This is a genomic window from Dictyobacter arantiisoli (assembly GCF_008326305.1).
In the GTDB taxonomy this organism is placed as follows: Bacteria; Chloroflexota; Ktedonobacteria; order Ktedonobacterales; family Ktedonobacteraceae; genus Dictyobacter; species Dictyobacter arantiisoli.
The window spans coordinates 23,681-46,536 of sequence record NZ_BIXY01000023.1 but is presented as its reverse complement, the minus strand read 5'-3'; the positions used below and the strand labels follow the sequence as shown (position 1 = coordinate 46,536).

Here is a 22,856-nt window from a genome sequence, read left to right as displayed (position 1 = left end):
CTTAATAATAGTTATTCATTGTAGACGTGCTGCAGATCGTGATGGCACTATAGGTTGCACTTTCTGGAGAACTTGACAGGTAAAGATCAGAATAGGTAAAATAAGGGAAATCTTGTTTAAGGAAAGCAAAGAAGCTTTAATGGGGAACAAGATAAGCAGAGTGCCTGGTTCTAAAAAAGTCTAGGGGGACTTAGGGTATGGGTACACATCTCTTACGTAGCGCACGTCGTCAGCACAATCTCACCATCAAACAACTGGCGGATGTCGCCGGTATTGGTGCCTCAACGGTGTGGCGTGCCGAGCATGACTATCCTATCAACGCGGAATCACGTCGTCGTCTTTGTGCGTATTTTAGTAAAACTACCTGTGAACTTGGTCTGATACAAGAGGATCAGCCAGCCAGCCAGCTCCCCGCCCCACAGGCCGCGCCATATATTTCCCTCTCCACACCTGCTGCGCATCCAGTGCTGCAAGCGGGCAATAGATCGCACGCCTATGAGGAGCAGGTGCATCAGCGCAGCGCCAACTCCACGCAAGGACAGCATATTGGCACATGGTTAGCGCTCAATGCAACCGAACTCTCATCCCTCTTTGAGGCGGGCTGGTCGCTGGATGAGGTTCTCAATTCGTTACGTGTCGTCCTACGTAGTGCGCAAGGATTGCCGGTAGGAGTGCGGCAAAAAATTGGTCAACTAAAAGACATTCTTCCCAACTCGGACAGACATACTTCCATCGATGAGCGGGTACAGCTTACTAACGCGATGCGTCAGGGCGTTGCCGAAGGCTGGAAACGCTTTCACACCATGCGCCCCTCGGAAGTACTGGTTGCCACGCAGGCCCAACTCTATCTCGTTCAGCAAACGCACGATCTGATCCTTCCTGAATACCGTTCCAGCCTTTACGCGGCCCTCTACAATCTGACTGGCGCGGCTTTATTTTATCAGGGAGCTACTGAGGCGGCGCAACGAGCCTATACTCAGGCTCATATTGCCGCGCTTGAGGGAGCGGACATCTGGAATCTTGCCCAGAATCTCAACTGGCAAGCGATCAGTGCTAATTCTCATGGACACTATGACAAGGCCATCGAGCATATTGAAGCTTCCTTCCGCTTGATCAATGGGCAGCAGGAAGAGCAACTGGTGCGACTGCGAGCGCATCTCCTGGCGGACTGGGCCTACAATGCGGCTCTATTACAGGATGGCAATTGTGTCGAAGCCAAACTTGAAGCCTCCTCCTCTTTCCTCGATGCCTTAGGTCCCGCTGAAGAGTTTGATCGGACGAGATGGTATCAGGTTGCCGGTAGTTGTATGCTTAATTTGAAACATTATAGTAGCGCGATTGAACATCTCGAACGATCTCTATCGCTCTTGCCATCCACATGGATCAACCGCAGAGTGTTGACACTCGTTCCGCTAGCGGAAGCTTACGCCCGGCGGCACGAACGGGACGCCAGCATCGCTGTCGCTGAAAACATCATCACCCTGTTAGAAGAAATTGACTCAAGTCTATTGAATCAAAGTTTCTACAATTATCAACAAATCTTGCTCAAAGCCTTCCCGCGTGATCAACGCACCCAGACCTTCGTCGAAAGCATCCGCCATCATCCCTTGTTGGCGTAACGTTTTGTGCCCATTGGAGAAAACCTTTTCCTCAACGGGCACAATCCATCAGAACCGGCCGTCGCTACACATCCGGTAACCGAGAGCAAGGCTCCCATTGGCACCTCGCGTGGCAAGATGATCTACGAACTGTTCTTCACTGCCTCACCTATGGATGCGTTTACTCCTGCTGATGTCGTTGCCCTGTATTTGCATCGTGGGGTGTTTGAAACCGTGCTTGCAGACGAAGATGGCCCGCCGGAGAAATTTACAATGCTAAGCTTCAACCTGCTCTCTGAGCGGGGATCAGGCACAACACGAAGCATTCCAGTAAAATGGCGGCGTTGCAACTCATCTTTTTGTTGCCTAACCGGCCAGGCTGTGCTATATTTGTTGGGTTACAATTGTTAGGCAACACCATGTGCTTCTTGTTAGCGCGCCGAAAGTACGCTCTATGCCCAGATATGCCCATTCTCAGCTTCGGTGGTCCGAGCAAACACAAACCTATGTCCTCTCTCTTGGCGATCAGGGAAGCGAACAGGCTTTCACGAGTGATTGGCTGGAGCAGAGCAACTCGTTCGCTTTTCACAGTCGTTGGGGTATGCACTATACTGTCCGGAAGCAGAGGGTGCAACGCGGGAGCAGCTACTGGTATGCGTATCGACGCTTGCACGGGCGCATCGTGAAGCGCTATCTTGGCAGAACGGCAGACCTCACACTTGCTCGTTTGGAGGAGATCTCTCACCTGCTGGAAAACGAGTCCGAGATGCCCCACCGTGCTTTCCAGCCGTCACAAACAACGAGTCTCATCCATTCTCTGCCAGACAGCTTGCCCGCAGAGGATGCCTTCAGCTCTTCTCATATGGAAGCACACCCGCTGCTCCGCTCCAAGCTGTCGCAGCCTCGCCTGCCTGTTTTTCTGCTTGATCGCCCGCGCCTGCTTTCGCTGCTCGATACTGGACGAGCAGGTCCGCTCACGCTGCTCTCGGCTCCTGCTGGCTTTGGAAAGACGACCCTGGTTAGCCAATGGATAGCAGCACGACGCGCCAGTTCTGATTTTCCTCCGGTGGCCTGGGTTTCTCTGGAGGTTTCTGAGAATGATCCGCTGCGCTTCTGGCGCTATCTCATTGCGGCCTGCCAGGCGTTTCAGGTTGATCTTACACAGGTTCACCGCGCGTTCGTTGTGCTGACTCCGCAGCCCCCCTTTTTGCCTGTAGATCTTTCGGGGTGGCTTTCGATCCTCCTCAACGCACTGATTCAGGCCCCGGCAGGGGGCATTCTGGTGCTGGAAGATTATCAGGTGATTACCGAGCCCACGATTCATGAAACGCTCTCATTTTTTCTCAACCACCTCCCAGAAACGCTCCACGTGCTGATGGTTACAAGAGCCGATCCTCCTTTCTCCCTGGCCAGCCTGCGTGCTCGCAACGCGCTTATCGAAGTGCGTACCGCAGATCTGCGCTTCTCGCAAGAGGAAACAGTCATTTTATTGCATCACTCTCTGCCGTTTCCTCTGGACGCGACGATTGTTCAACGACTCCATGCACAGTTGGAAGGCTGGGGAGCCGGGCTGCATCTCGCGAAGCTTGCACTTCAGCGCGCCACTTCTTCCACAGAAGAAGTTCGCACGATAGCGCTCTTTTTCCGGAACAATGCCTCCTTTCAAGAGTATTTTGTCACTGAAGTACTCAATCTCCAATCAGAACCAGTGCGGCAGTTTTTGCTCCAAACCAGCCTGCTTCCGCGCTTGACGGCATCTCTCTGCGATGCTGTTACTGAGCAAATACATGGTCAGGATATGCTCGCCCAGCTGGAGCGCACCAATATGTTTCTCGAACAGCTTGACTGCGAGCCGCAGCGGGATGAAGCAGAGGCTCGCCAGTGGTATCGCTATCATGCGCTTTTTGCCGAAGCCATGCGTCACGAGGCGCGCCGCCGGTTGAGCGAAGATGACCTGCAGCAGATCTCCGCACGCGCCTCCCGCTGGTATGAGCGCTACGGTTTTCTGCACGAAGCTATTGATGCTGCGCTGGCTGCCCGGGATTACGCGCGAACTGCGATGTTGCTGGCTCGTTTTCTGGAGGAGCGCATCCTTCCAGGAGAAGTACAGGAGCCGCAGGCATTGCTGCGCTGGTTCAAGCAATTACCGGAGGCCCTTTTAGAGCAGAAGCCTGCCTTTTGCCTGTGTTATGCTACTGCGCTGCTCTTGCAGAGCGCTACCTGGCTACCCGATGCGTCGTTACTTCCCTTGATGGAAAAGATCTTGAGCATGGCTGAACGCCGCTGTCGTGCGGAACAGAATCTTCCCAAGCTGGGGGAGCTTTTTGCCTTTCGCGCTTTATTCGCTCTGAGGCAGGGGGAGATGCGAGTTGCGGTCACGTATGCAAGACAGGCGTTGGATTGGCTTCCCCAGACGCAAGACATCTGGCGGGGCCTCAGCGCGACCATTGCTGCGACGGAATTGGTAGAGTTGGGACAGTTCCGGCTGGCTCACGACGGCCTGGAAGAAGCCTGTGTTCGACTTGCAAAGACGAACAATCACCTTTTCCGCCAGGTTGCTACGATCAAGCTTGCACAGGTGTATTTTGAACTGGGAGAAATCCAGCAAGCGGCTTCTTTGTATCGCCAGGCCCTTGAAGCTGCCACTTCTCCTCTTGACGAAAACCTCACAACACCGCTCGCCAATTGGCGTTGTACGGCATTGCTTGGCATGGCCGCACTTTCTTATGAATGCAATGAGCTGGAGCGAGCCTCTCAGCTTCTTCAGGAGGCTAAGACTTTCAGTCAGACATACGCGTTTTTGCATCACGAAGTCTCTGCGTCTCTTGTGCTCGCGCGTGTGCAACAGGCCCGGGGCCAGGTTTTTGTTGCCCAACAACAACTCGCAGACCTCCTGGAGCATATAGCCGCTTCCCAATCCCGGCTTGTTCAGGATATCCAGGCAGCGCAGGCACGCCTGGCGCTCTCTGCGGGCGACCATCTGACCTTGCAGCATTGGGCGTTGCTCCGAACACCGCACACTGATTTTACACAGAGAACTGAGACGGATCTGCTGCTGGCGCGCTGGCTGCGCACCCAGGGCAAAGAGGAAGAAGCCTATCGTCAGCTTGAGCAGACCCTCCTTGCAACGCAGGAAGCAGGACATACCCGCTGCGTGCTTGAAGCGATGGTGGAAATGGCGCTGAGCGCCCTGGCCTGCAAACGCAAAGCCGAGGCTCAAGACATGTTGCGTGAGGTGCTTATCCTGGCTCTGCCCAATCACCCGGTACGCCTGTTCCTCGATGCTGGTGCACAGATGGCCGTGCTTTTGCGCTCTCTGCTTTCCCAAATCCACGACCAGCCTTTGCTTGCGTACATCCGTAGCCTGCTTCTGGCTTTTCCTGCCCAACAGCAAACAGGCATGCCTGCCCTGGCAGCAGCGCTGGTTGAACCGCTCTCGCCTCAAGAACGGCGAGTTTTACGCCTGCTGGCTGAGCATCGAACCAACGCGGAGATAGCTGAGGCGCTGGTTGTCTCGATCAACACCGTGCGCACCCAGGTGCAGAGCATTTATAGCAAGTTGGGCGTGCATAAACGCAGCGAGTCCCTCGAAGTTGCTCGTGACCTCAAGCTCCTCTGACCGCTCGCAATCTCCTCGCACGCTGCTGTGTGCGAATCATGCAGGCAATCACCCGAACGGATGAGGCCCACCTGCCTTGCGCGGGCTATACTTCTGACATCGGACGAACACCGCTGCTTCATCAAAGCCAACAAACATCTGGCTCTGAAAAAAGCAAGATATTGTATCACATGATTTCAGAAAGGCGCAGTCCATATATGATAAGCGCAGCATTTCCCTACACAAAAAAACGGAGAGCCGTCCTGGGGCTTGAGATGGCCTATGTCGAAGAGGGACTGGGTGATCCCATTGTTTTTCTCCACGGCAATCCTACCTATTCCTATGTCTGGCGCAACATTCTGCCGTATGCGCAGGGTTTTGGCCGCATCATCGCCCCGGACCTCATCGGCATGGGCGATTCGCAGAAGCAGCCGGAAAGCGGCCCGGGCTCCTATACCTTTGTCGAACATCGTCGTTATCTCGATGGGTTGTTCGAAGCGCTGGGAGTACATGAACGGGTCATCCTCGTAGGGCACGACTGGGGAGCAGCTCTGGCGTTCGATTGGGCGCGTCGCCATCCAGAGGCGGTGCGCGGCATTGCCTATATGGAAGCAGTCATGGGAACCTCCTTGTGGAGTGAGATACCAGAGATCGCTCGCTCACGCTTTCAAGCTCTGCGATCCGCACAAGGTGAGCAGTTGGTGCTAGAACAAAACTCGTTCATCGAGTTCAACCTGCCCAAGACCATTCTGCGCACCTTAACAGATGAGGAAATGAATCAGTATCGTCGCCCATTTGCCGAGGCCGGCGAAGCGCGTCGCCCGACCCTCTCGTGGCCACGTCAACTGCCGATCGAGGGCGAACCAGCCGATGTCACCGAGATCGTTACCGCCTCTGGGAAGTTTCTTGCCCGGAGTCCCATTCCCAAATTGCTCATCCAGGCCGTTCCGGGGACACAAGACCCACAGAAGGTCGCGTTCAATCGCATGTGGCCAGCGCAAACCGAGGTGAGCGTGCGCGGGCATCATACCCCTCAGGAGGACTCTCCTGATGAAATTGGGCAGGCCATCGCAAGCTGGTTGCAACAACTGCAATAGATGATGCTGAAGTATTGAGGATGGCTCTCCGTCCTTGCGGGTGAAAGCGGGGTACAGGGGCGGCAGCCCATGACGGAGCGCGAGGTGTCCTCGCAAACTCCTCCTCCTCTCAATCCCCCGGAAGGATAGAGAGCCTTGAGGATGCAGGAAAATAAACGTAATTTCCTGTGAATGAACCCTATAACGGATAGTTGTCTTATGTGTAATCACACATGTATTAGAAATAGAAGGATATCATTTCATGAAAACAATTCTTTGGGCAACCTTGAGCGCAAATGGAAACTACGCACGCAATGCCAGTCCCGAACACCCTCCCAAGCAGGAATCGTTCAGCGATTTCCTGGATCAGGTGAAAGCGGCAGGGAATTTCATCGTCGGACGTCGAACCTTCGAGAGCTTTCAAGCAGGTGGAGAGAGTCCTTTTGGCGATGTTGACATCGTCGTGCTCTCGAAGAGCGTCAAAGATATTCCCGGTGTCAAGGTTGTGGCGTCGCCGCAAGAGGCCCTGGCGTACCTGCAAGCAAAAGGCCATACCACCGCCCTTCTTTCAGGTGGCGCGGATCTGCACAACACCTTTTTACAACAAGGACTTGTTGACGAGATCATATTCCCAATCGCACCAGTATTGGAGGGAAAGGGATACAATATCTTGCTCAACCAGGACCACTATCAGTACAAGGATATCCAGTTGTTGGATTTCAAGTCCCTTGGCGGCGGCGTCGTCCGGTTGCATTATGCGATTGAGCATGAATAAAGCCATTCGATAAGCATACTCGATCCACGGGCGCGTAGGCGAAGCCGGATATCACGGTGCCTCGCCTGCGCGCGCCCGCTTGAGAGTGTCTCTCCACATCTGCTGCGGCATAGCCTGGCGCGACGCATGCTCAAAAAGGGAGCGCACCTCCCCGAAGTGCAGCGCATGCCTGGGCCTAGTCGGCTTTCTACTGCCTCGTAGTGCTGGTAAATGCCTGTAATGATGTTCTGTTATGATCCCTGGTTGGGATCTGGGGATGTGAGGGTGATGTTGATGTCTTTGGTGATGGTGGGGAGATGGTTGCTGCCAAAGGGGAGCTGGATGTCGACGGCGGCGATGCCGGGTTGCTTTTGCAGGTAGGTTTTGGCGGCATCGCTGCTGTTGCCTTTGATCGATGTGGTTAGCTTCTTGATCCGGGTGGCGCTAAGACTATAGATCCAGGTGCCTTTGACGTTGAGGGTGAGGTAGAGGATGCCGTTTTTGCCAGCCTTGATACTGGGCTCTCCGATGAGCGTGGGTTTGCCCTGGAGTTGATAGCCGTCACCGAGCTTTTTCTGGGCATCTCGATTGAGCAGGACCATGGCGGTCGATACTGCGACGTTCTTCTGGTAGACGATGAGCCTGCCCTGGATTTTGACTTTGACCTGTACTTTGTCGGCGCTGGCGTTGACAGGATTGTCACTCTCTACACTGATGATCTGATAGTCCGCTTGGCCGAAGGTGCTTTCACCACTTTTGATCTGTTGATTGAGTTGCTGGTTAATCTGCTGCTCAAGTTGCGGAACCAGGCCGTTTTTGGCGTTATCCAGATCGGACTGCGCGACGAAGTGCGTGCTACTGCCGTCAACTCCTCCCTGAAAGGCGCTGGGATTGTTGATGAAGAGGGTTGGCTGGCAGCAGGTGCCGCTGATGGCATTGGGAGGGATATTTCCGACCTGCCCCGCCTGGACGGCTTGCGCGGGTACTTCGATTTTGCCGGGTTGAGTATCTTGTTTACCCGGGACCGTGGTGTCTTGCGTGAGCTGGATCTGTACACCGTTGGCGGCGTTGAGCATGAGGGATTTGGGGACGGTGACGGGCTGTTTGTTGGCATTGGTCAGTTGAACCATGCCGTGTGCTTGCTGTCCCTGGATGGTATTCTTGCCGGTTGTGTTGACGGTGACACTACTCTGCTCGGTGACGCTTAGCCAGCGATCAGGGATGGTGTGCGTGTCGAGATTGCTGGTCTGCGTTTGTGGGGAGGCGGTGAGCAGGAAGGCGTTCTGGATGACGCTGGCTTTGGGCGTGATATGGATGTTCGCGGTGCTTGTTCCTCCGACCCATGAGACCATTGTGGTGGTGCCGTTGCCGTTAGTGAGCTGGGAAAGCAGCAAGATCATGAGCAGGAGTAATGGGACGAGTACGATCAGAAATAAAAAGAGGAGGCGGCGCGGTCGTCTGGTGACTGGTCGGGATCGCATAGGCTCTTCGGTGATACGCTGCCTGGCCGCTTCGGCCCGATAAGGACGCTCGGTTTTTTCTGGATACTCAAGCACTTCTGGACGGTTGAGCCTTTCGGTGCGTTCAGCATATTCCGGGCGTGCGTTTCTGGCGCTGCGTTCGCGTTTCTCGCGGATGGTTGTGGCTGGCGGGGAAGGCTGAACTTCGCCGCCCCGTGGTCTCTGATGCATGATAATTGGCCTGGGTGGCTCCATGGGCCGTCCCAGGGCGGCGGTTTTGCGGTTCTTCCCGTTGGGCGCGGCTGGCTCAATCTCTCCGGTGAGCTCGTCGAGACTGATGGGGCGTGTGGGCTTGTGTCCTGGCTTGACATCTTCCGTGACCGGCAGGGTGATTGTGGGACCCTTGAGCGCGCGCTGAAAGGCGGTGCGGAGGGCCGCGACATTCTTATACCGATCTTGTGGATCTTTCGCCATGGCCTTATTAACCACATCCCCGAGTTCCGCCGGGATTGAGGCATCGTCTTCGCAGGGCGAGGGTATCGGCGCTTGCAGATGCATCTGTATGACGCGCACCTCGTCTGGATCGTTATAGGGCAGGTTGCCGGTTAGCATCTGGAAGAGCAGGACGCCCAGGGCATAGATGTCGGTTAGCGGCGTGACAATGCCCAGGGTTTGCTCGGGAGCCATATAATGCGGCGTGCCGGGTACCTGCTCAAGAGGGATCGGTTTACCTACCTGTGTGGATGCATTCTGCCGGACCGTACGCACGAGGCCGAAGTCTGCCAGATAGGCATAGGGAGCTGTGTTGCGCTTAAGGTCCAGCAGGACATTCGACGATTTGATATCCCGATGGATCAAACCATGGTCATGCGCGTATTCAACCGCATCCAGGATCTGCTCATAGAGGGTCGCCACCTCACCAGTCCCCGGCAGATTATGCCGGAGATAGCTGGTGAGGGTGCCACCATCAATGAAAGGCATGACTAGATAGAGAATGCCTTGCTCATCGCCAAACTCGATCAGTGGCAAGATATGCGGATGTTGCAGACGTGCTACTGTCTTCGCCTCACGCGCAAAGCGCCGGCGCATATCAGGATCGGCGGCATAGTCCCCAAGAATTACCTTGATGGCGACGCGGCGATCAAACGCAGTGCGTTGTCGCCCTTCGTAGACGGCCCCCATACCTCCCACGCGTATACGCCGGGTGATATCGTAGTTGCCGAGCTGCTTACCCTCCAGAGACAGCATGTATGCATTTATCCTTTCAGTGCTTTCGTCGGAATATCTCCACGCCCGATCGAGGGCGTCGCGGTCGCATTTGGTCCATTGACGGGAAGAGGTGTGCTACCACCGCTCGGCGTCGTGCCTGGGCCCGCGCTACCGCCGGTCACGGCTTCCAGCTCAAGCTTAATCTGGTTTGGATCGGTTGGCAAGGTTGCGTTATTGCCGCCTGCCGTCGTAATTGTCGCTTGCTTAAATCCCTGCTGCGCATTCAGAATCGCCTGGGCGGCAGCTACTTTCTTGCCAGCCAGTTGATTGACAAGAGCCGTCTTCTGAGCATCGCTCAACTGATAAGCCAGCGTCTCCTGTGCATTCACCTGCAGGGCCACGCTTTGTCCCTGTGGGGTGACATTCACGATATGGGTTGTCACATCACCGGACAGAGCATAGCCGCTACCCAGATCAGCGGCAGCCTTTTTCTGCAAGCGATCCTGCGCCACTTTTTGTGCCCCCGTCTGATCATAGGCCATACCAGTACAGGTCGCCGAAACAGTCACATTCGTCGAGTTGACATTATGTCCCTGATCCCCGATGGCGGCATTGTTCTTATCAACATTTTGTGAGCATTGCGGCGTCCCCACCAGCTTCTCATTGGACTTCAGCTCTTTATTAAAGGTAGTTTGTGCCTGCTGAGCCAGCGAGTTCACCAGCGGCGTCACCACCGCATCCACATCGCTCTTCTGCACAAACACATAATCCTGTGGGTTCTGTCCACCTGTAAATGAGTTCTGGTTTTCTGCGATTACATTTGCAACGCAGCATGATCCATTTATTCTTTGTGCAGCAATGTTGCCTGCTGTGCCAGCGGCAAGTGCATGTGCTCTGACTGTACGTTGTCCAGGTGTGAGGGACCCATTCAATGTACCTGCCGGTATATTAGCCATGGTATCCGTTGCGATTTGTACGCCATTTGACAGAGTGAAAATGGTGTTTCCTTTGATGGTAAGTGGCGTTGGTGGTGCAGTGAAATTAAAAAATGTAATGGTGCCAGTGGCCTGTGTTGCTGTGGTCTGGGTATGGCCGGTGGCGTTGACTTGCCGGGATTGTGGGGCTGGCGAGGCTGTGAGGTGGCGCAGGCTGATCTGTCCGAGATTGGCCTGTGGATTGCCGGTCACGGCTTGCAGGACATAGCTATCTTGCACGACATGGCTGTTGGGTGTAATTTTGACGGTCACGGCGGGTTGCACGGCCGGACCGGCATTTTTACTACCGGGCATGATCTGCGAGAGCGGTTGGACAACCGTGCTATTAAAGGTGCTGGGAAAGAAGAACGAGCAAAGGAACAGGCTGAGTACCAGGAGCAAGATCAAGCCAATGATGAGCCCGCCGATGCGACCACGATTGCTACGCGTGCTGCGCTGGTTGCGATTGGGAAAATTGGCCGGGGTGGGACCAGTACCGAGCGGAATCGGGCGTTGCGCGGCCATATGACCGGTTGAACCGCTCCCTGTTCCCTGCTGATTCCCTGCGCTGGCATTGCCAGCTGCGGCACCCGCGGCCAGGGCACCAGCGCCTGCGGCGCTAGATGCCATACTGCCGGTGCGGCGTTTCTTACTGCCGGTCGCGCCATGTGTGGGCGGCGGCGTATAATCCTTATAATCCTCATAATCCTCCTCATCCAGATCGTTGGGTGTGGAGGCGGGTGGCTCATTGGGTCTTAATGGATTATGCGTGATGCGTCCACCTGTGCGCGGCGCGTTCACTGGTTGCAGATCAATGATGCCCGGTCCGTTGCCAGTATCCGCGTTGCCCTGATTGGTATTTTGATTGGAGTTCTGCGCGAGCGGCGCGGATAAACGCGGGCTGCGCTGTCCGGGTGTGTTGGCCCGGGGATTGGTCGCCCCACGTCGTGGAGGGAGATCTTCCATATCGTCATCATCGATGGCAGATGGCTGCTGTGGTTGGCGACCTGGTCCCCCCAAATGATCGGCGGCCAGACCCGCGCCCGCGCCCAGTGCAGCGGCACCCCCGCTACGTTGTTGTTCAGATGGAGGTGGTGGCAGGGCATCATCCTCATCCTCATCCAGGCTGGAGCCATGATTGGCGCTCGGTGTGGATGGGAGGCGTGGCGTGGCGGGTATTTGATTCTCTGCCGGGTTGCCGGGTTGTGGGGTCGCATTAAAGGCCGGGAAGCGTCGCGGCCCCTGGAGCGTTCTATCGAGCGGCTGCGAAGCCGGACGATTGGCTGCCGCGCTCCCTAAAGCTGCGCCAGCGGCCGCGCCAGCCGCAGCGGATTTGCCGCGACCACCAAAGAGGCCCCATTTCTTCTCAGGCGCGGGCGCTGGCTCTTCATCGGGCAGATCATCAATCTCGCCATCGCGCAAGGCTTGCGTATACTCCTCAAGCGAGTCATAGACCGGAAATTGACGCTGACGAGCAAATTCCGCCGGTCCGGGGCCATGGGGTGCGATAAAAATAATTTCGCCCTGGACTCTGAGGCGGACACTCTTGAGATCGTCGAAATCCTGTGGACGTTGAAAAGATTTATTGGGGTTTGGTAGCACAATGACTATCTCTTGGCGGCTCAGCTTGCCCTGCGTCAGGATGGCAGCGAGCACACTCTTGCGATCATCAGTGGGAGAAACATAGATGACACCTATACTTGCACTCCGAGGGTCATTCATTCCCAGCAAATCCGTGCCGTTACCCTGTCTCATAATTCTATCCCTCTATGCCATAAAATTGCGTTTCTCGCCTATGGCGTTCATTTTACACTATATCAGCCAATTCGGAAAGAGATGAACAAATTGTTTATCCGGTATGAGAAAATTATCTTCCATAATAAATGCCAGACAGGTGTGCGTTGAGCGATCTGGCTGCAATGGATCGCCGAACACAGGGTATATATTCGTGTCTGGTCGCTAAAAAGATTATTCCAGGGTTTATGCGATATTCCTGGTATACTATTGTCTGGTATACGTTTGCGCGGCGTCGAATGGCTCGCGAGGTTGACCTTTTCCTTTTTTGCCACCTGATCACCGCTATCGTTATAAATTATGGTTGTCGGATGATAATGGTGATGGCGCTTGGATCGGTAGGTAAGATGGCTGTATTATTGCTCCCGCTCGCGCCATTCTCCCCCATTGAAATAAACGCAGTTGCGACGCCCTTTTGCCCATTGATCAGATTTTGGGCTACCGTGACCTGTTTTCCGGCCAGTTCCTCGCGCAGGTGCTCTTGCTGGCTCTCGCTTAGTTGATAGGTCCAGCGGCCCGAACTGGTTGTAAGCAGTGAAAGCAGAGCACCCGATTGTGTCGTAGCAGAAGTCTCGGTCGTCTGAAGCGATCCAACCTGAGCATATCCCGTTCCCAGCGTCGCGAGAGCCTTTTGCTGTAGACGCGTCTGCACCAACTTCTGCACTGCCTCCTTGTTATAGGACGTACCGCTACAGGTGAGCGTCACAGTCGCCTTTGTACTGGTAACATTATGGCCCTTATCTCCTACTGGTTGCTCAGTTTTAACCGTCGGCTGACATTGTACACTCTCAGTCAATAACTGCTCGCCCGCCGGAACCTGCTGACCGAGCGCGCTACGCGTAGACGACTCCAACCCCTGCGCAAGTGTCTTCACTACCGCATCCACATCCCCCTGCTGAACAAACGTATAATCCTGCGCATCCTGACCACCAGTGAATGCGGCTGTATTTTTGACCGCTACAAAATTTCCCTGCGTGCAACACGCCTGATTTATCGCTAATGCCTGGATATTTCCCTGTGCCCCAATCTGAGTTGCATGTGCTGGTACTGTTACTTTGCCTAATAATTTTGTATTGGGGTCATTGGCTGGGATCGTAAAAGGACCGTCTGTTAAGAACTGAACGCCGTTAGGACCAGGGATTGTGATTGCTGTGCTTACGCTGAAAGGATTGAAGGAGCCATTTAGAAAGGTGAGCATGCCTCTGGCGACGGTTCCATTGGTGTGTTTATGGCCGGTGCCCTGGACGGTCTGGTTCTGGGGCAGGCTATTGATGCTGATGGTGTGGCCGGGGGCCTGGAGTTGTTGGGTATTGGTCGGCCCGTTGACGAGCTGGATGTTCTGGCTATCAGTTATCGTCTGGCTGAGTGGATTGATGGTGACGGTGACTTTATTGCTGTGGATGAGGCCCAGGCCGGGCGCGATCAGCACAAAGAGCAGCCCGAGGATGGGCATGAGGACCAGTATGCCGCCACCGATGAGCCAGCGTCGTGATACTGACGCGGCTTTCCTGGTGCCTGTTGTGACCGGCTGTCCCGGTGCGCTGTGCTGACGGGTTGACGGCGTGCCGGGCATCGGGAGCATTTCATCCGGTTCGGCTATGCTCAGGGGCTGGCTACGATGGGAGGCGCTGGAATCGCGTGGCATGGCTGACTGCTCACTGTCCGACGGCGTAATCGGCCCGCGATTGGATAGTACCGCCTGCCCGCCCGTTTGCTGTGAGCGGGCCTGGATGGCTGTTCGCCGACCTGTTTGTTGTGAGCGAGCCTGGATAGCTTGTTGCCTGCCCGTCTGCCTATTGCCGATCTCTATGATGTCGCTGCCCACCTGTGCTTGCATGGCCGGGAGGTGGGCAGTATTGCCGGGCATGGCTGGTATGCGTCTGGTATCTCTTCTTGAGCGCAGGCCAGGTTGTGAGGGATGTGAGGAGCGAGTGACGCGTGGCAGGGCATTGGTCGCCTCCATCCCGGAGGATGAGTCGGGCATGGCCTGCATGGATGGATTGGAGAGGGTGCGGCGTAGCGCTTCACGGCGCGAAATCGCGGCGATGGTGCTGGCTGAGACGACTTCCTGGATGGCGGCCCAGAAGTCGAGCGCATCGGGATAGCGCTGCTGCGGCTGCTCGGATAGCGCCTGCATGATCACAGCATCCAGTTCGGGTGGCAGGAGCGAATTGAGCATGCCGGGTCGTGGCGGTGTGGGCAGTGGATCACGGCGGCGCAGATCGACCAGCGAGCGGCGGAAGGGCAGGCGACCAGTGCAGAGTTGATAGAGGATCACGCCGAGCGCGAAGATATCGCTGGCCGCTTCAGCCTGGCCCCGCAATTGTTCAGGTGCCATATAGGGGAGAGTGCCACCGGCGGCGAAGGTAAAATGGGATGCATCCTTCTCCACGGCCAGTCCGAAATCGCTCAGCACCATCTGCTCGCTACCATCGGGCAGGGCGCGGAAGAGGATATTAAGCGGCTTCAGGTCACGATGGATCACACCCTGGGCATGGGCATACGAAACGGCCTCGCAGAGCTGCTCAAAGATCGTGAGTGTCTGGGAGAAAGGATAGGCTGTGCCGGGTCGCAGGCGCTTCTGTAGATCCCCATTGCGAGCATACTCCATCACTATATAAGGAACTATCGATCCTTGCCGCACATCCAACAGCTCCAGGCGTACATCGCCATAGATGCGCAAGATATTGGGATGTCGCCAGCGCGCCACCTGAGCTGCCTCCTTCAAAAAGCGATCCAGCGTCTGCTGATCGAGATCATTGGGCTTGATCACCTTGATTGCCACCTCATGAGCATCGTGTTCATCCCAGGCCAGACAGACATCGGCCATTCCGCCACTTCCCAGCACCCCATCCAGGCGATAGCGCTGTCCCAGTATCTCCAGAGGTCGATTATAGCGCCACAGTTTCATCGTTAAACCCTCGCACATATTTAAGGACGACAGCAAAGAAGTCGTCTCAATATCAGAAATACATCGTATAGCGCATAAATATATATCATACAGGCAATTATTTCATGCTGATAGGAGAAAAGCAAGGGTGAGCGCATCGCTCTCTGCAAAGAACATATCAGAATCAGGCGATATGCCGGTAACAGATGATATTAGCTGTCAGGAAGGAGGTATATGGGTGGCTGGAATCGGTACTTTTTTGTGGTAACACTAGTCATAGCTGGGATAACTATGTTAAATTGGATATATCATAAGATAGAGTTTTTTTGTCATTGATTATCTCAATATATTTAATGCATCAATAGAGAAGAATGTGGAAAACGAAACAGCATATCCGCACCCGGAGCAGCAGCCTTCTAATCCTGAGGATTCATCGGTGCCACGCCATCATTTAGATGGAAGACCAGAGATTGCACAACCAGATGAGACGCCAGCACCGGCAGAGGATCTCATACCGCCTTCGCCAGCGCCCACGGGACCGGAACGCCGTCCCAATGGGACACTACAAGATCCAAAGTATCAGCAGCCTATTCAAGATATGGGTGCCACCTTTGGGTTTGGGCAGACCACTGATCAGCAATATTTCGAGGTTCCGCAGCCAGCCCAACCCATCGCGCAACTCCGACAGGAGCGTCTCCAGCAGTTTCTTGAGGAGCGCATGCGTCGTCGACAGCGCAATGAGCAGGATGGAGACGGCACCGGAACGTTTCCCTGGCGCAATGGGAAAAGCCCTCGCTTCAGTGATCCTGAGCTGCCGATACCGGATAACGGTAGTTCCGGCGTGCATCCTCTGCCGACCGCCAGCGCGACGTTTCCACCAGTCTCCCAGCCGCTTGCTCCCAGTGTTCCGGTAAGTGTTGAGAGTTCGCCTGTCACGCGCCCCTTTCGCCAACCATCCGGCCTCTTAAAGCAGGATACAGGTGTGATGCAAAAGGTGACTGTGCGCCGGGCCACCGCCATCTTAACCGTCGCCTTTGTCGCCAGCCGAGTCCTTGGCCTGTTACGTTCAATGATGTTCACCTCTGTCTTTGGCGCGAACCATCTCACCAACATCTACTATCAAGCCTTTCTCGTCCCCGACTTTATTTTCAATATTATCTCAGGCGGCGCGCTCAGCTCTGCCTTTATCCCCGTATTTACCAACTATATGATCGGGGAAGGGAACGCGAAAAAAGCCTGGCACATCGCCAGTTCGGCCCTGAATCTCTCTCTGGCCTTGATGACCTTCCTGGCCCTCGTCTTTATCATTTTCGCACGTCAGCTCGTCCCGCTTTACAGCTTCAACTACTCGCCCACAGAACTGGATCAGATTGCCTCCTTGACCCGCGTCATGCTATTGCAATCGGTGATCCTGGGTGGTGGGGTCATCGTCACGGCGGTGCTCAACGCCAGGCAAAATTTCAAGCTGCCCGCCATTGGCACCGTCCTCTATAACGTGGGGTTGATCCTGGGACTCCTGCCCGGCCTGTTCCTGTTACTGATTGGGCATCGCAACGATGATCTTGCCATGTCTCTGGCTACCTGGGGAGTCGTGCTGGGCGCGGCATTACAGGTAGCCTATCAGATCCCTGGCCTCTTCAAAGTCGGCATGCAATACTCCCTGCGCGCCTTTGACTGGAAGCATCCCGGCGTTATCCAGATCGCACGCCAGATGTTGCCGCGCATCATGAACTCTGCGATGGTCTATTTATCCACCTTTGTGGACCGCACCCTGATCTCCCTCGTCGTTGATCCCACCGGTGGCGGTTTCACGCTCTACAACCTTGCCTTCACACTCGTCCTCTTACCCTATGGTATTTTTGGTCTTTCCGCCGCCTCGGCCGCCTTTCCCATGCTGGCCGAAAATGTCGCCCTCAGGCGTTTCGAGCGTGTTCGCAACACTATCCTGGAAACATTGCGCAGCATCATCTTCCTCTCAGTCCCTTCCAGCATTGGACTAATCATCCTGGGACTGCCCGTACTCCAGGTCCTCTACCAACATGGTAACTTCACCCTGGATCTGGCACAAGCCACCGTCGTCCCGCTGGCATTTTACGCCCTCGGCCTGCCCGCGCTGGCCGCCGTCGAAATCCTCGTGCGCTCATTCTACGCCATGCGCGACACCCGCACCCCCGTCATTGTCAGTATCGCCCAGTTTATCTTCAAGATCGCTCTGAGCATCACCATCGTCAACGCCACCTACTTCGGCATGGTCTGGGGCTTAGGCGCGCTCGCCCTATCCACCTCGATTGCCAACCTTGTTGAGGCCGGTGTACTCCTCTTGCTCCTGCATCGACGCCTTGGTGGCCTGCGTCTGCGTGAACTTAGCCAATTCGTCGGACGTGTCCTCATCGCCGTGCTCCCCATGACTGTTGGACTACTCATCGTCCGCCTCATCCTCGACGCCGTCTTTGTCACCACCAGCACACCCAATCTAGGCGTCAGAGGAGCACTGGAAGCCGTCATCAAGCTGCTCATCGAATGCTTCGTAGGGGTATTCCTCTATGTACGCATGACACGCTGGCTAAAAATCGAAGAACTCAGCTCACTCAAACGCATCCTCGACCGCCTCAAACTCTCCTGGATCTAGCGCACCAACCAAGCTCACCCAAAAAATGCCCAACCGCATAAAAATGAACAACAACGTAGGTGCGTGCCGAGGTCGCAACCGAGGTACGCTTTGCCGTTGTTCGTACGACCATCGCGCCCCAACGCTCCCTCTTGTCCCCTGGCACCGCTGTCGGGGTATGGATGAGCCGACGGCGACGGGCACGCAGGTATGGGATCAACAACGTAGGTGCGTGCCGAGGTCGCAACCGAGGTACGCTTTGCCGTTGTTCGTACGACCATCGCGCCCCAACGCTCCCTCTTGTCCCCTGGCATCGCTGTCGGGGTATGGATGAGCCGACGGGCTACGGGCGAGCGGATCGTACGATGAAGAGGAAAGCGCACCTCCACTTCTCCATCAAGATTCGCGTTATTGGAGCGGTATTGAGGATCACAACGCTAGGGATGAGCTGTTATTCGGGGAAAGGAATATGCTCGCAGGAATCGTAAGGGCATTGGTGGTCATTATAGACGTAATTTTGTATAGGTTCTAGTTGAGCCTTGATGGGGTTATTGCGCATGTAATTGCGCTGTGCTTCTAAATCATTTTCTTGGCGGATGATATGTTCATAGAAGCTCATTTGCCATACTTCTTTGAGCGTCTCGTCTTCATTCTTGTTGGCGGTCAACAGATTACGCCAGCGGCGCGTCACGTTTGATTTATAACCACATACAATATTGGATACGCTTGTGCGTTTTTCACTGTGAGCAGAATCTAACAAAAGGATAGAATGTAAATGGTCGGGCATAATCACGATGATATCGATAAACGCGTTGCTATAGCGCCGTGGGAGCTTTTCCCATTCTTGAATGAGGATCTCTTTTAGTTCGGGGAGGTCCAGAAAATGTTCTCGGCGACGGTCCTGGGCACAGATACAGAGAGCATAAGCTCCATCATTGCTATAATCATAATGGGGCAGACGACGAGCTTTCACTTGAACAAAACCCTGATTTGGAAGATTCTTCAATTTCATCTACTACCTTTCAATTCACCACGTCACAACATTCCTTCTACTCTTTCTATACATCGATCGCATCCCAAAATGGAAACATGCAGAGCAATGGGTTGCGACCTCGGCACGCACCTCCACTTCTCCATCAAGATTCGCGTTATTGGAGCGATATTGAGGGTAACGGACCTCAACCACATTTGTGGGCCTCGATGCCGACGGGCACGCAGGTATGGGATCAACACTGTAGGTGCGTGCCGAGGTCGCAACCGAGGTGCGCTTTGCCGTTGTTCGTACGACCATCGCGCCCCAACGCTCCCTCTTGTCCCCTGGCACCGCTGTCGGGGTATGGATGAGCCGACGGGCTACGGGCGGGCAGAGCATACGAGGAAGAGGAAAACGGTTGGGACCTTGGCACGCACCCACGTTTTTCGGGGTGCAGAGCCGACGTTTTCCACCATTGCGATCAGGTGGTTTATTTATTGCTTATGATGCAGATATAAGGTAAACTATAAAAACATTACAAATAAATATATGAATGTCTTTCTCTATAGGGAGGGAATCCTGTGGCTGATGCGCTATTAAAAGGATATTTGGATAAGATTGAAGCGTACTTTCAGGGTGGTGAGGCGACGGAACATACTTATCGTGAAACATTGCAAAATCTTCTTGAGCAGATAGGCACGGATGTGAAGGCGATAAATGAGCCGAAGCGCATGGAGTGCGGCGCGCCGGACTATGTGGTGCAGCGCAAGCACGATAAACTGACGATTGGCTATGTGGAGGCGAAGGATGTTGGCCGTCCTCTGGATAAGGTTGAGAAGGATGAACAACTGAAGCGCTATCTGCGCGCCCTGGATAATCTGATCCTGACGGATTATCTGGAGTTTCGCTGGTATGTGCAGGGCGAGAAGCGCATGTCGGCCCGCCTGGGGAGTATCCGCAATAAGAAGATTGTGCTGGATAAGGATGGCGTAAAGCTGGGTGAAGAACTCCTGCAACTCTTCCTGCAACATCGCGGCGCACGGATCAGTAAGCCGGAGGAACTGGCGAAACGGATGGCCCGCCTTGCCCATATGATCCGCGATATTATCATTGATGCGTTCGACAAGAAGCAAGCCTCCGACAATATCAAAGATCTCTATACGACCTTCCAGAACCTGCTGATCCCCGATCTGACCACGAATGCCTTTGCCGATATGTTTGCCCAGACGATCGCTTATGGCCTGTTCGCGGCCCGCTACAATCATACAGGCAATGCGGCTTTCACCCGTAGGGACGCCGCCAGTGAGATCCCACGTACCAATCCCTTCTTGCGGAAGTTCTTTGGCGCGATTGCCGGTCAAGATCTGGATGATGAGCCGTTTGTAGGCTTTGTAGATGAGCTGGCCCAGGTGCTGGCCTTTACCGATATGGAGGCGGTACTGGCGGATTTCGGTAAACGCACGCGCCAGGAAGATCCGATTGTCCACTTCTATGAAACCTTTCTGTCACAATATGATCCTAAGATGCGCGAGATGCGTGGCGTCTATTATACTCCTGAGCCGGTTGTCTCCTATATTGTGCGCTCCGTTGATCACCTGCTCCGTGAACATTTTGACTGTGCCGAGGGCCTCGCCGACACCTCGACCGTCCCCTATTCCTATACTGGTGAGGATGGCAAGGAACACATTGAAAGAACCCCACGTGTGATGATCCTTGATCCAGCCACGGGCACCGGCACCTTTCTCTATAACGTCATCGCCCATATTCGAGAAAGCTATCAGCGCATGGGCAACGCCGGTATGTGGTCCGGCTACGTACGAGAACATCTCCTGCCGCGCCTCTTCGGCTTCGAACTGCTCGTCGCCCCCTATGCCATGGCCCATCTCAAACTCAGCATGCAACTCGCCGCCCTCGACCTCCCACCAGCCGACCGCAAAACCTGGGCCTACGACTTCAAAACCAACGAACGCCTCGGCATCTACCTCACCAACACCCTCGACGAAGCCCTCAAACGCTCCGACCTGCTCATGGGACGCTATATTTCTGATGAAGCCAACGAGGCAGCCAGAGTCAAACAAAACTATCCTGTGATGGTAATTTTGGGGAATCCACCTTATTCTGGTCACTCCGCCAACAATGGAGATTGGATCAAGGACTTACTGCATGGAAAAGATGCAAAGACAGGTCGCTTGACCGGAAATTACTTTGAGGTTGATGGTCAATCGCTGGGCGAGCGTAATCCCAAATGGCTCAATGACGATTATGTCAAGTTTATCCGTTTTGCCCAATGGCGTATTGAGCAGACAGGGCATGGCATCCTGGCCTTCATCACCAACCACGGCTACCTGGACAATCCCACCTTTAGAGGAATGCGCCAGAGCCTCATGCAGAGCTTTGATGACATCTATATCCTCGATCTCCATGGTAATAGCAAGAAAAAAGAACGTTCACCCGATGGATCGAAGGACGAAAATGTCTTTGATATTCAGCAGGGCACAGCCATCGGCATCTTTGTCAAACGACAAAAGAAAATAAGCACATCAAAAACAGCACAGGTACATCATGCCCATCTCTGGGGACCACGCGAAGTATATGAGAAGATAGACCAGGACAAAAAGCTTGTCAGCGGTAAATATCATTGGCTGGCTGAGAATGATGTAACAACTACTGAATGGACAATGTTGAAGATAGAGAAGCCCTTTTACTTGTTTGTGCCACAAGATGCTCATTTGAGAGAAGAATATGTGCCTGGTTGGTTATTAACTGATGTATTTCCGATAAATAATATTGGGATGCAAACCCACCGAGATTATTTTGTTACAGATGTAGATAATGATGTTCTTCGTTCACGTATCACACAATTTCGTTCCAATATTCAGCACGATGATGAAATAAGAGAATTATTTGGTTTGGGTACTTGGAATATCTTAAAAGCACGTGCAAAACTTCGCTCAGATAACGATTGGGAGAAAGGATTTACGCAATGTCTGTGGAGACCATTTGACATACGCTCCCTTTACTATCACAAAGAACTAATTGACCGGCCACGCCAACAAGTAACGGAACCTTTGTTAAAACCCAATCTAGCATTGTTAGCAATGCGCCAAATCGCACTACAAGATGGTTGTTCTCATTTCCTGGTAACAAATAAACCTATTATAGATCGAGTTTTTTACAGCAATAAAGGTGCTGCTAGTGTATTTCCTCTCTATATATACCCTGATAAAAAAGTCACACTCTTTGAAGTCGATTCACCAACAGACGCTCCAGGTGGCCGTCACCCTAATCTCTCCACTGAATTTATTAAAGACTTTGCAAATAAACTCAACTTGCACTTCATCGAGGATGGCAAAGGCGACCTGCAACAGACCTTCGGGCCTGAAGATATCTTTAACTATATGTATGCTGTCTTTCATGCGCCAATGTATCGTGAGCGGTATGCTGAGTTCTTGAAGATTGATTTTCCGCGTTTGCCGCTGACCTCGGATGTGGAACTGTTCCGTGAGCTGTGTGCGCTGGGCGAGCGGTTGGTGGGGCTGCATTTGATGGAGAAGGTTGGCAAACAGACGGCGAAGTATCCAGTGCCGGGGAACAATGTGGTGGAGAAGATCGATTATACACAACGCGCTGATGCCCCAGATCAGGGTCGGGTCTGGATTAATAAGACGCAATATTTTGAAGGTGTGCCGTCCGAGGTGTGGGATTTCCACGTTGGCGGTTATCAGGTCTGTCAGAAGTGGCTGAAGGATCGCAAGGGCCGCAGGCTCGACTTCAATGATATCATGCACTATCAGCGCATCGTTGCCGCTCTCAGCGAAACCATCACGCTCATGGAAAAGATCGATATCATGATTGACGAGCACGGCGGCTGGCCCCTCGCCTGAAGACACGGCAACTATGGCAATGTAGGTGCGGACCTCCG

12 protein-coding genes are annotated in these 22,856 nt (G+C 54.1%); 7 read left to right on the top strand and 5 right to left on the bottom strand.

Features of this window, described 5'->3' with window-relative positions; all coding sequences use genetic code 11:
* Nucleotides 1-197: 197 nt before the first annotated feature.
* The 5 genes from F1593_RS09850 (at nt 198) to F1593_RS09830 (ending at nt 7,047) form a co-directional block, all read left to right on the top strand.
* Complete coding sequence (locus F1593_RS09850; RefSeq protein ID WP_149401383.1) at nt 198-1,619, top strand: helix-turn-helix domain-containing protein; 1,422 nt, start codon at nt 198-200, stop codon at nt 1,617-1,619.
* 6 nt (nt 1,620-1,625) lie between these two features.
* On the top strand, nt 1,626-2,009 hold the full coding sequence (locus tag F1593_RS09845) for a hypothetical protein (RefSeq protein ID WP_149401382.1): 384 nt from the start codon (nt 1,626-1,628) through the stop codon (nt 2,007-2,009).
* 43 nt (nt 2,010-2,052) lie between these two features.
* Nucleotides 2,053-5,217 (top strand): winged helix-turn-helix domain-containing protein, encoded by a 3,165-nt coding sequence (locus tag F1593_RS09840; protein ID WP_149401381.1) that lies wholly within the window; start codon nt 2,053-2,055, stop codon nt 5,215-5,217.
* A gap of 197 nt (nt 5,218-5,414) precedes the next feature.
* A complete protein-coding gene (locus F1593_RS09835) occupies nt 5,415-6,293 on the top strand; it encodes a haloalkane dehalogenase (protein WP_149401380.1) in 879 nt (292 codons plus the stop codon).
* A gap of 241 nt (nt 6,294-6,534) precedes the next feature.
* A complete protein-coding gene (locus F1593_RS09830) occupies nt 6,535-7,047 on the top strand; it encodes a dihydrofolate reductase family protein (protein ID WP_149401379.1) in 513 nt (170 codons plus the stop codon).
* A gap of 230 nt (nt 7,048-7,277) precedes the next feature.
* Here the strand turns inward: F1593_RS09830 and F1593_RS09820 are convergent, their stop codons facing one another.
* From F1593_RS09820 to F1593_RS09810, 3 genes are all read right to left on the bottom strand, one after another.
* Nucleotides 7,278-9,734, bottom strand: coding sequence for a serine/threonine protein kinase (locus tag F1593_RS09820; RefSeq protein ID WP_149401378.1), 2,457 nt, complete (start codon nt 9,732-9,734; stop codon nt 7,278-7,280).
* An 8-nt stretch (nt 9,735-9,742) separates the two neighbouring features.
* Nucleotides 9,743-12,424, bottom strand: a complete 2,682-nt coding sequence (locus tag F1593_RS09815) for a hypothetical protein (RefSeq protein WP_149401377.1) — start codon at nt 12,422-12,424, stop codon at nt 9,743-9,745.
* 337 nt (nt 12,425-12,761) lie between these two features.
* Nucleotides 12,762-15,374: a serine/threonine-protein kinase gene (locus tag F1593_RS09810; protein WP_172632006.1), complete on the bottom strand. Its 2,613-nt coding sequence runs from the start codon at nt 15,372-15,374 to the stop codon at nt 12,762-12,764.
* A gap of 352 nt (nt 15,375-15,726) precedes the next feature.
* On the opposite strand from F1593_RS09810, the gene murJ reads away from it, so the two are divergent.
* Nucleotides 15,727-17,982: a murein biosynthesis integral membrane protein MurJ gene (gene murJ, locus F1593_RS09805; protein ID WP_149401375.1), complete on the top strand. Its 2,256-nt coding sequence runs from the start codon at nt 15,727-15,729 to the stop codon at nt 17,980-17,982.
* Between the two features lie 14 nt (nt 17,983-17,996).
* Here murJ and F1593_RS09800 read toward each other — a convergent pair whose 3' ends face one another.
* Nucleotides 17,997-18,344: a hypothetical protein gene (locus F1593_RS09800; RefSeq protein WP_149401374.1), complete on the bottom strand. Its 348-nt coding sequence runs from the start codon at nt 18,342-18,344 to the stop codon at nt 17,997-17,999.
* 68 nt (nt 18,345-18,412) lie between these two features.
* A complete protein-coding gene (locus F1593_RS09795) occupies nt 18,413-18,973 on the bottom strand; it encodes an REP-associated tyrosine transposase (protein ID WP_149401373.1) in 561 nt (186 codons plus the stop codon).
* Nucleotides 18,974-19,515: 542 nt separating this feature from the next.
* Here F1593_RS09795 and F1593_RS09790 point away from each other — a divergent pair.
* Nucleotides 19,516-22,818 (top strand): type ISP restriction/modification enzyme, encoded by a 3,303-nt coding sequence (locus F1593_RS09790; protein ID WP_149401372.1) that lies wholly within the window; start codon nt 19,516-19,518, stop codon nt 22,816-22,818.
* The last annotated feature ends 38 nt before the right edge of the window (nt 22,819-22,856 follow it).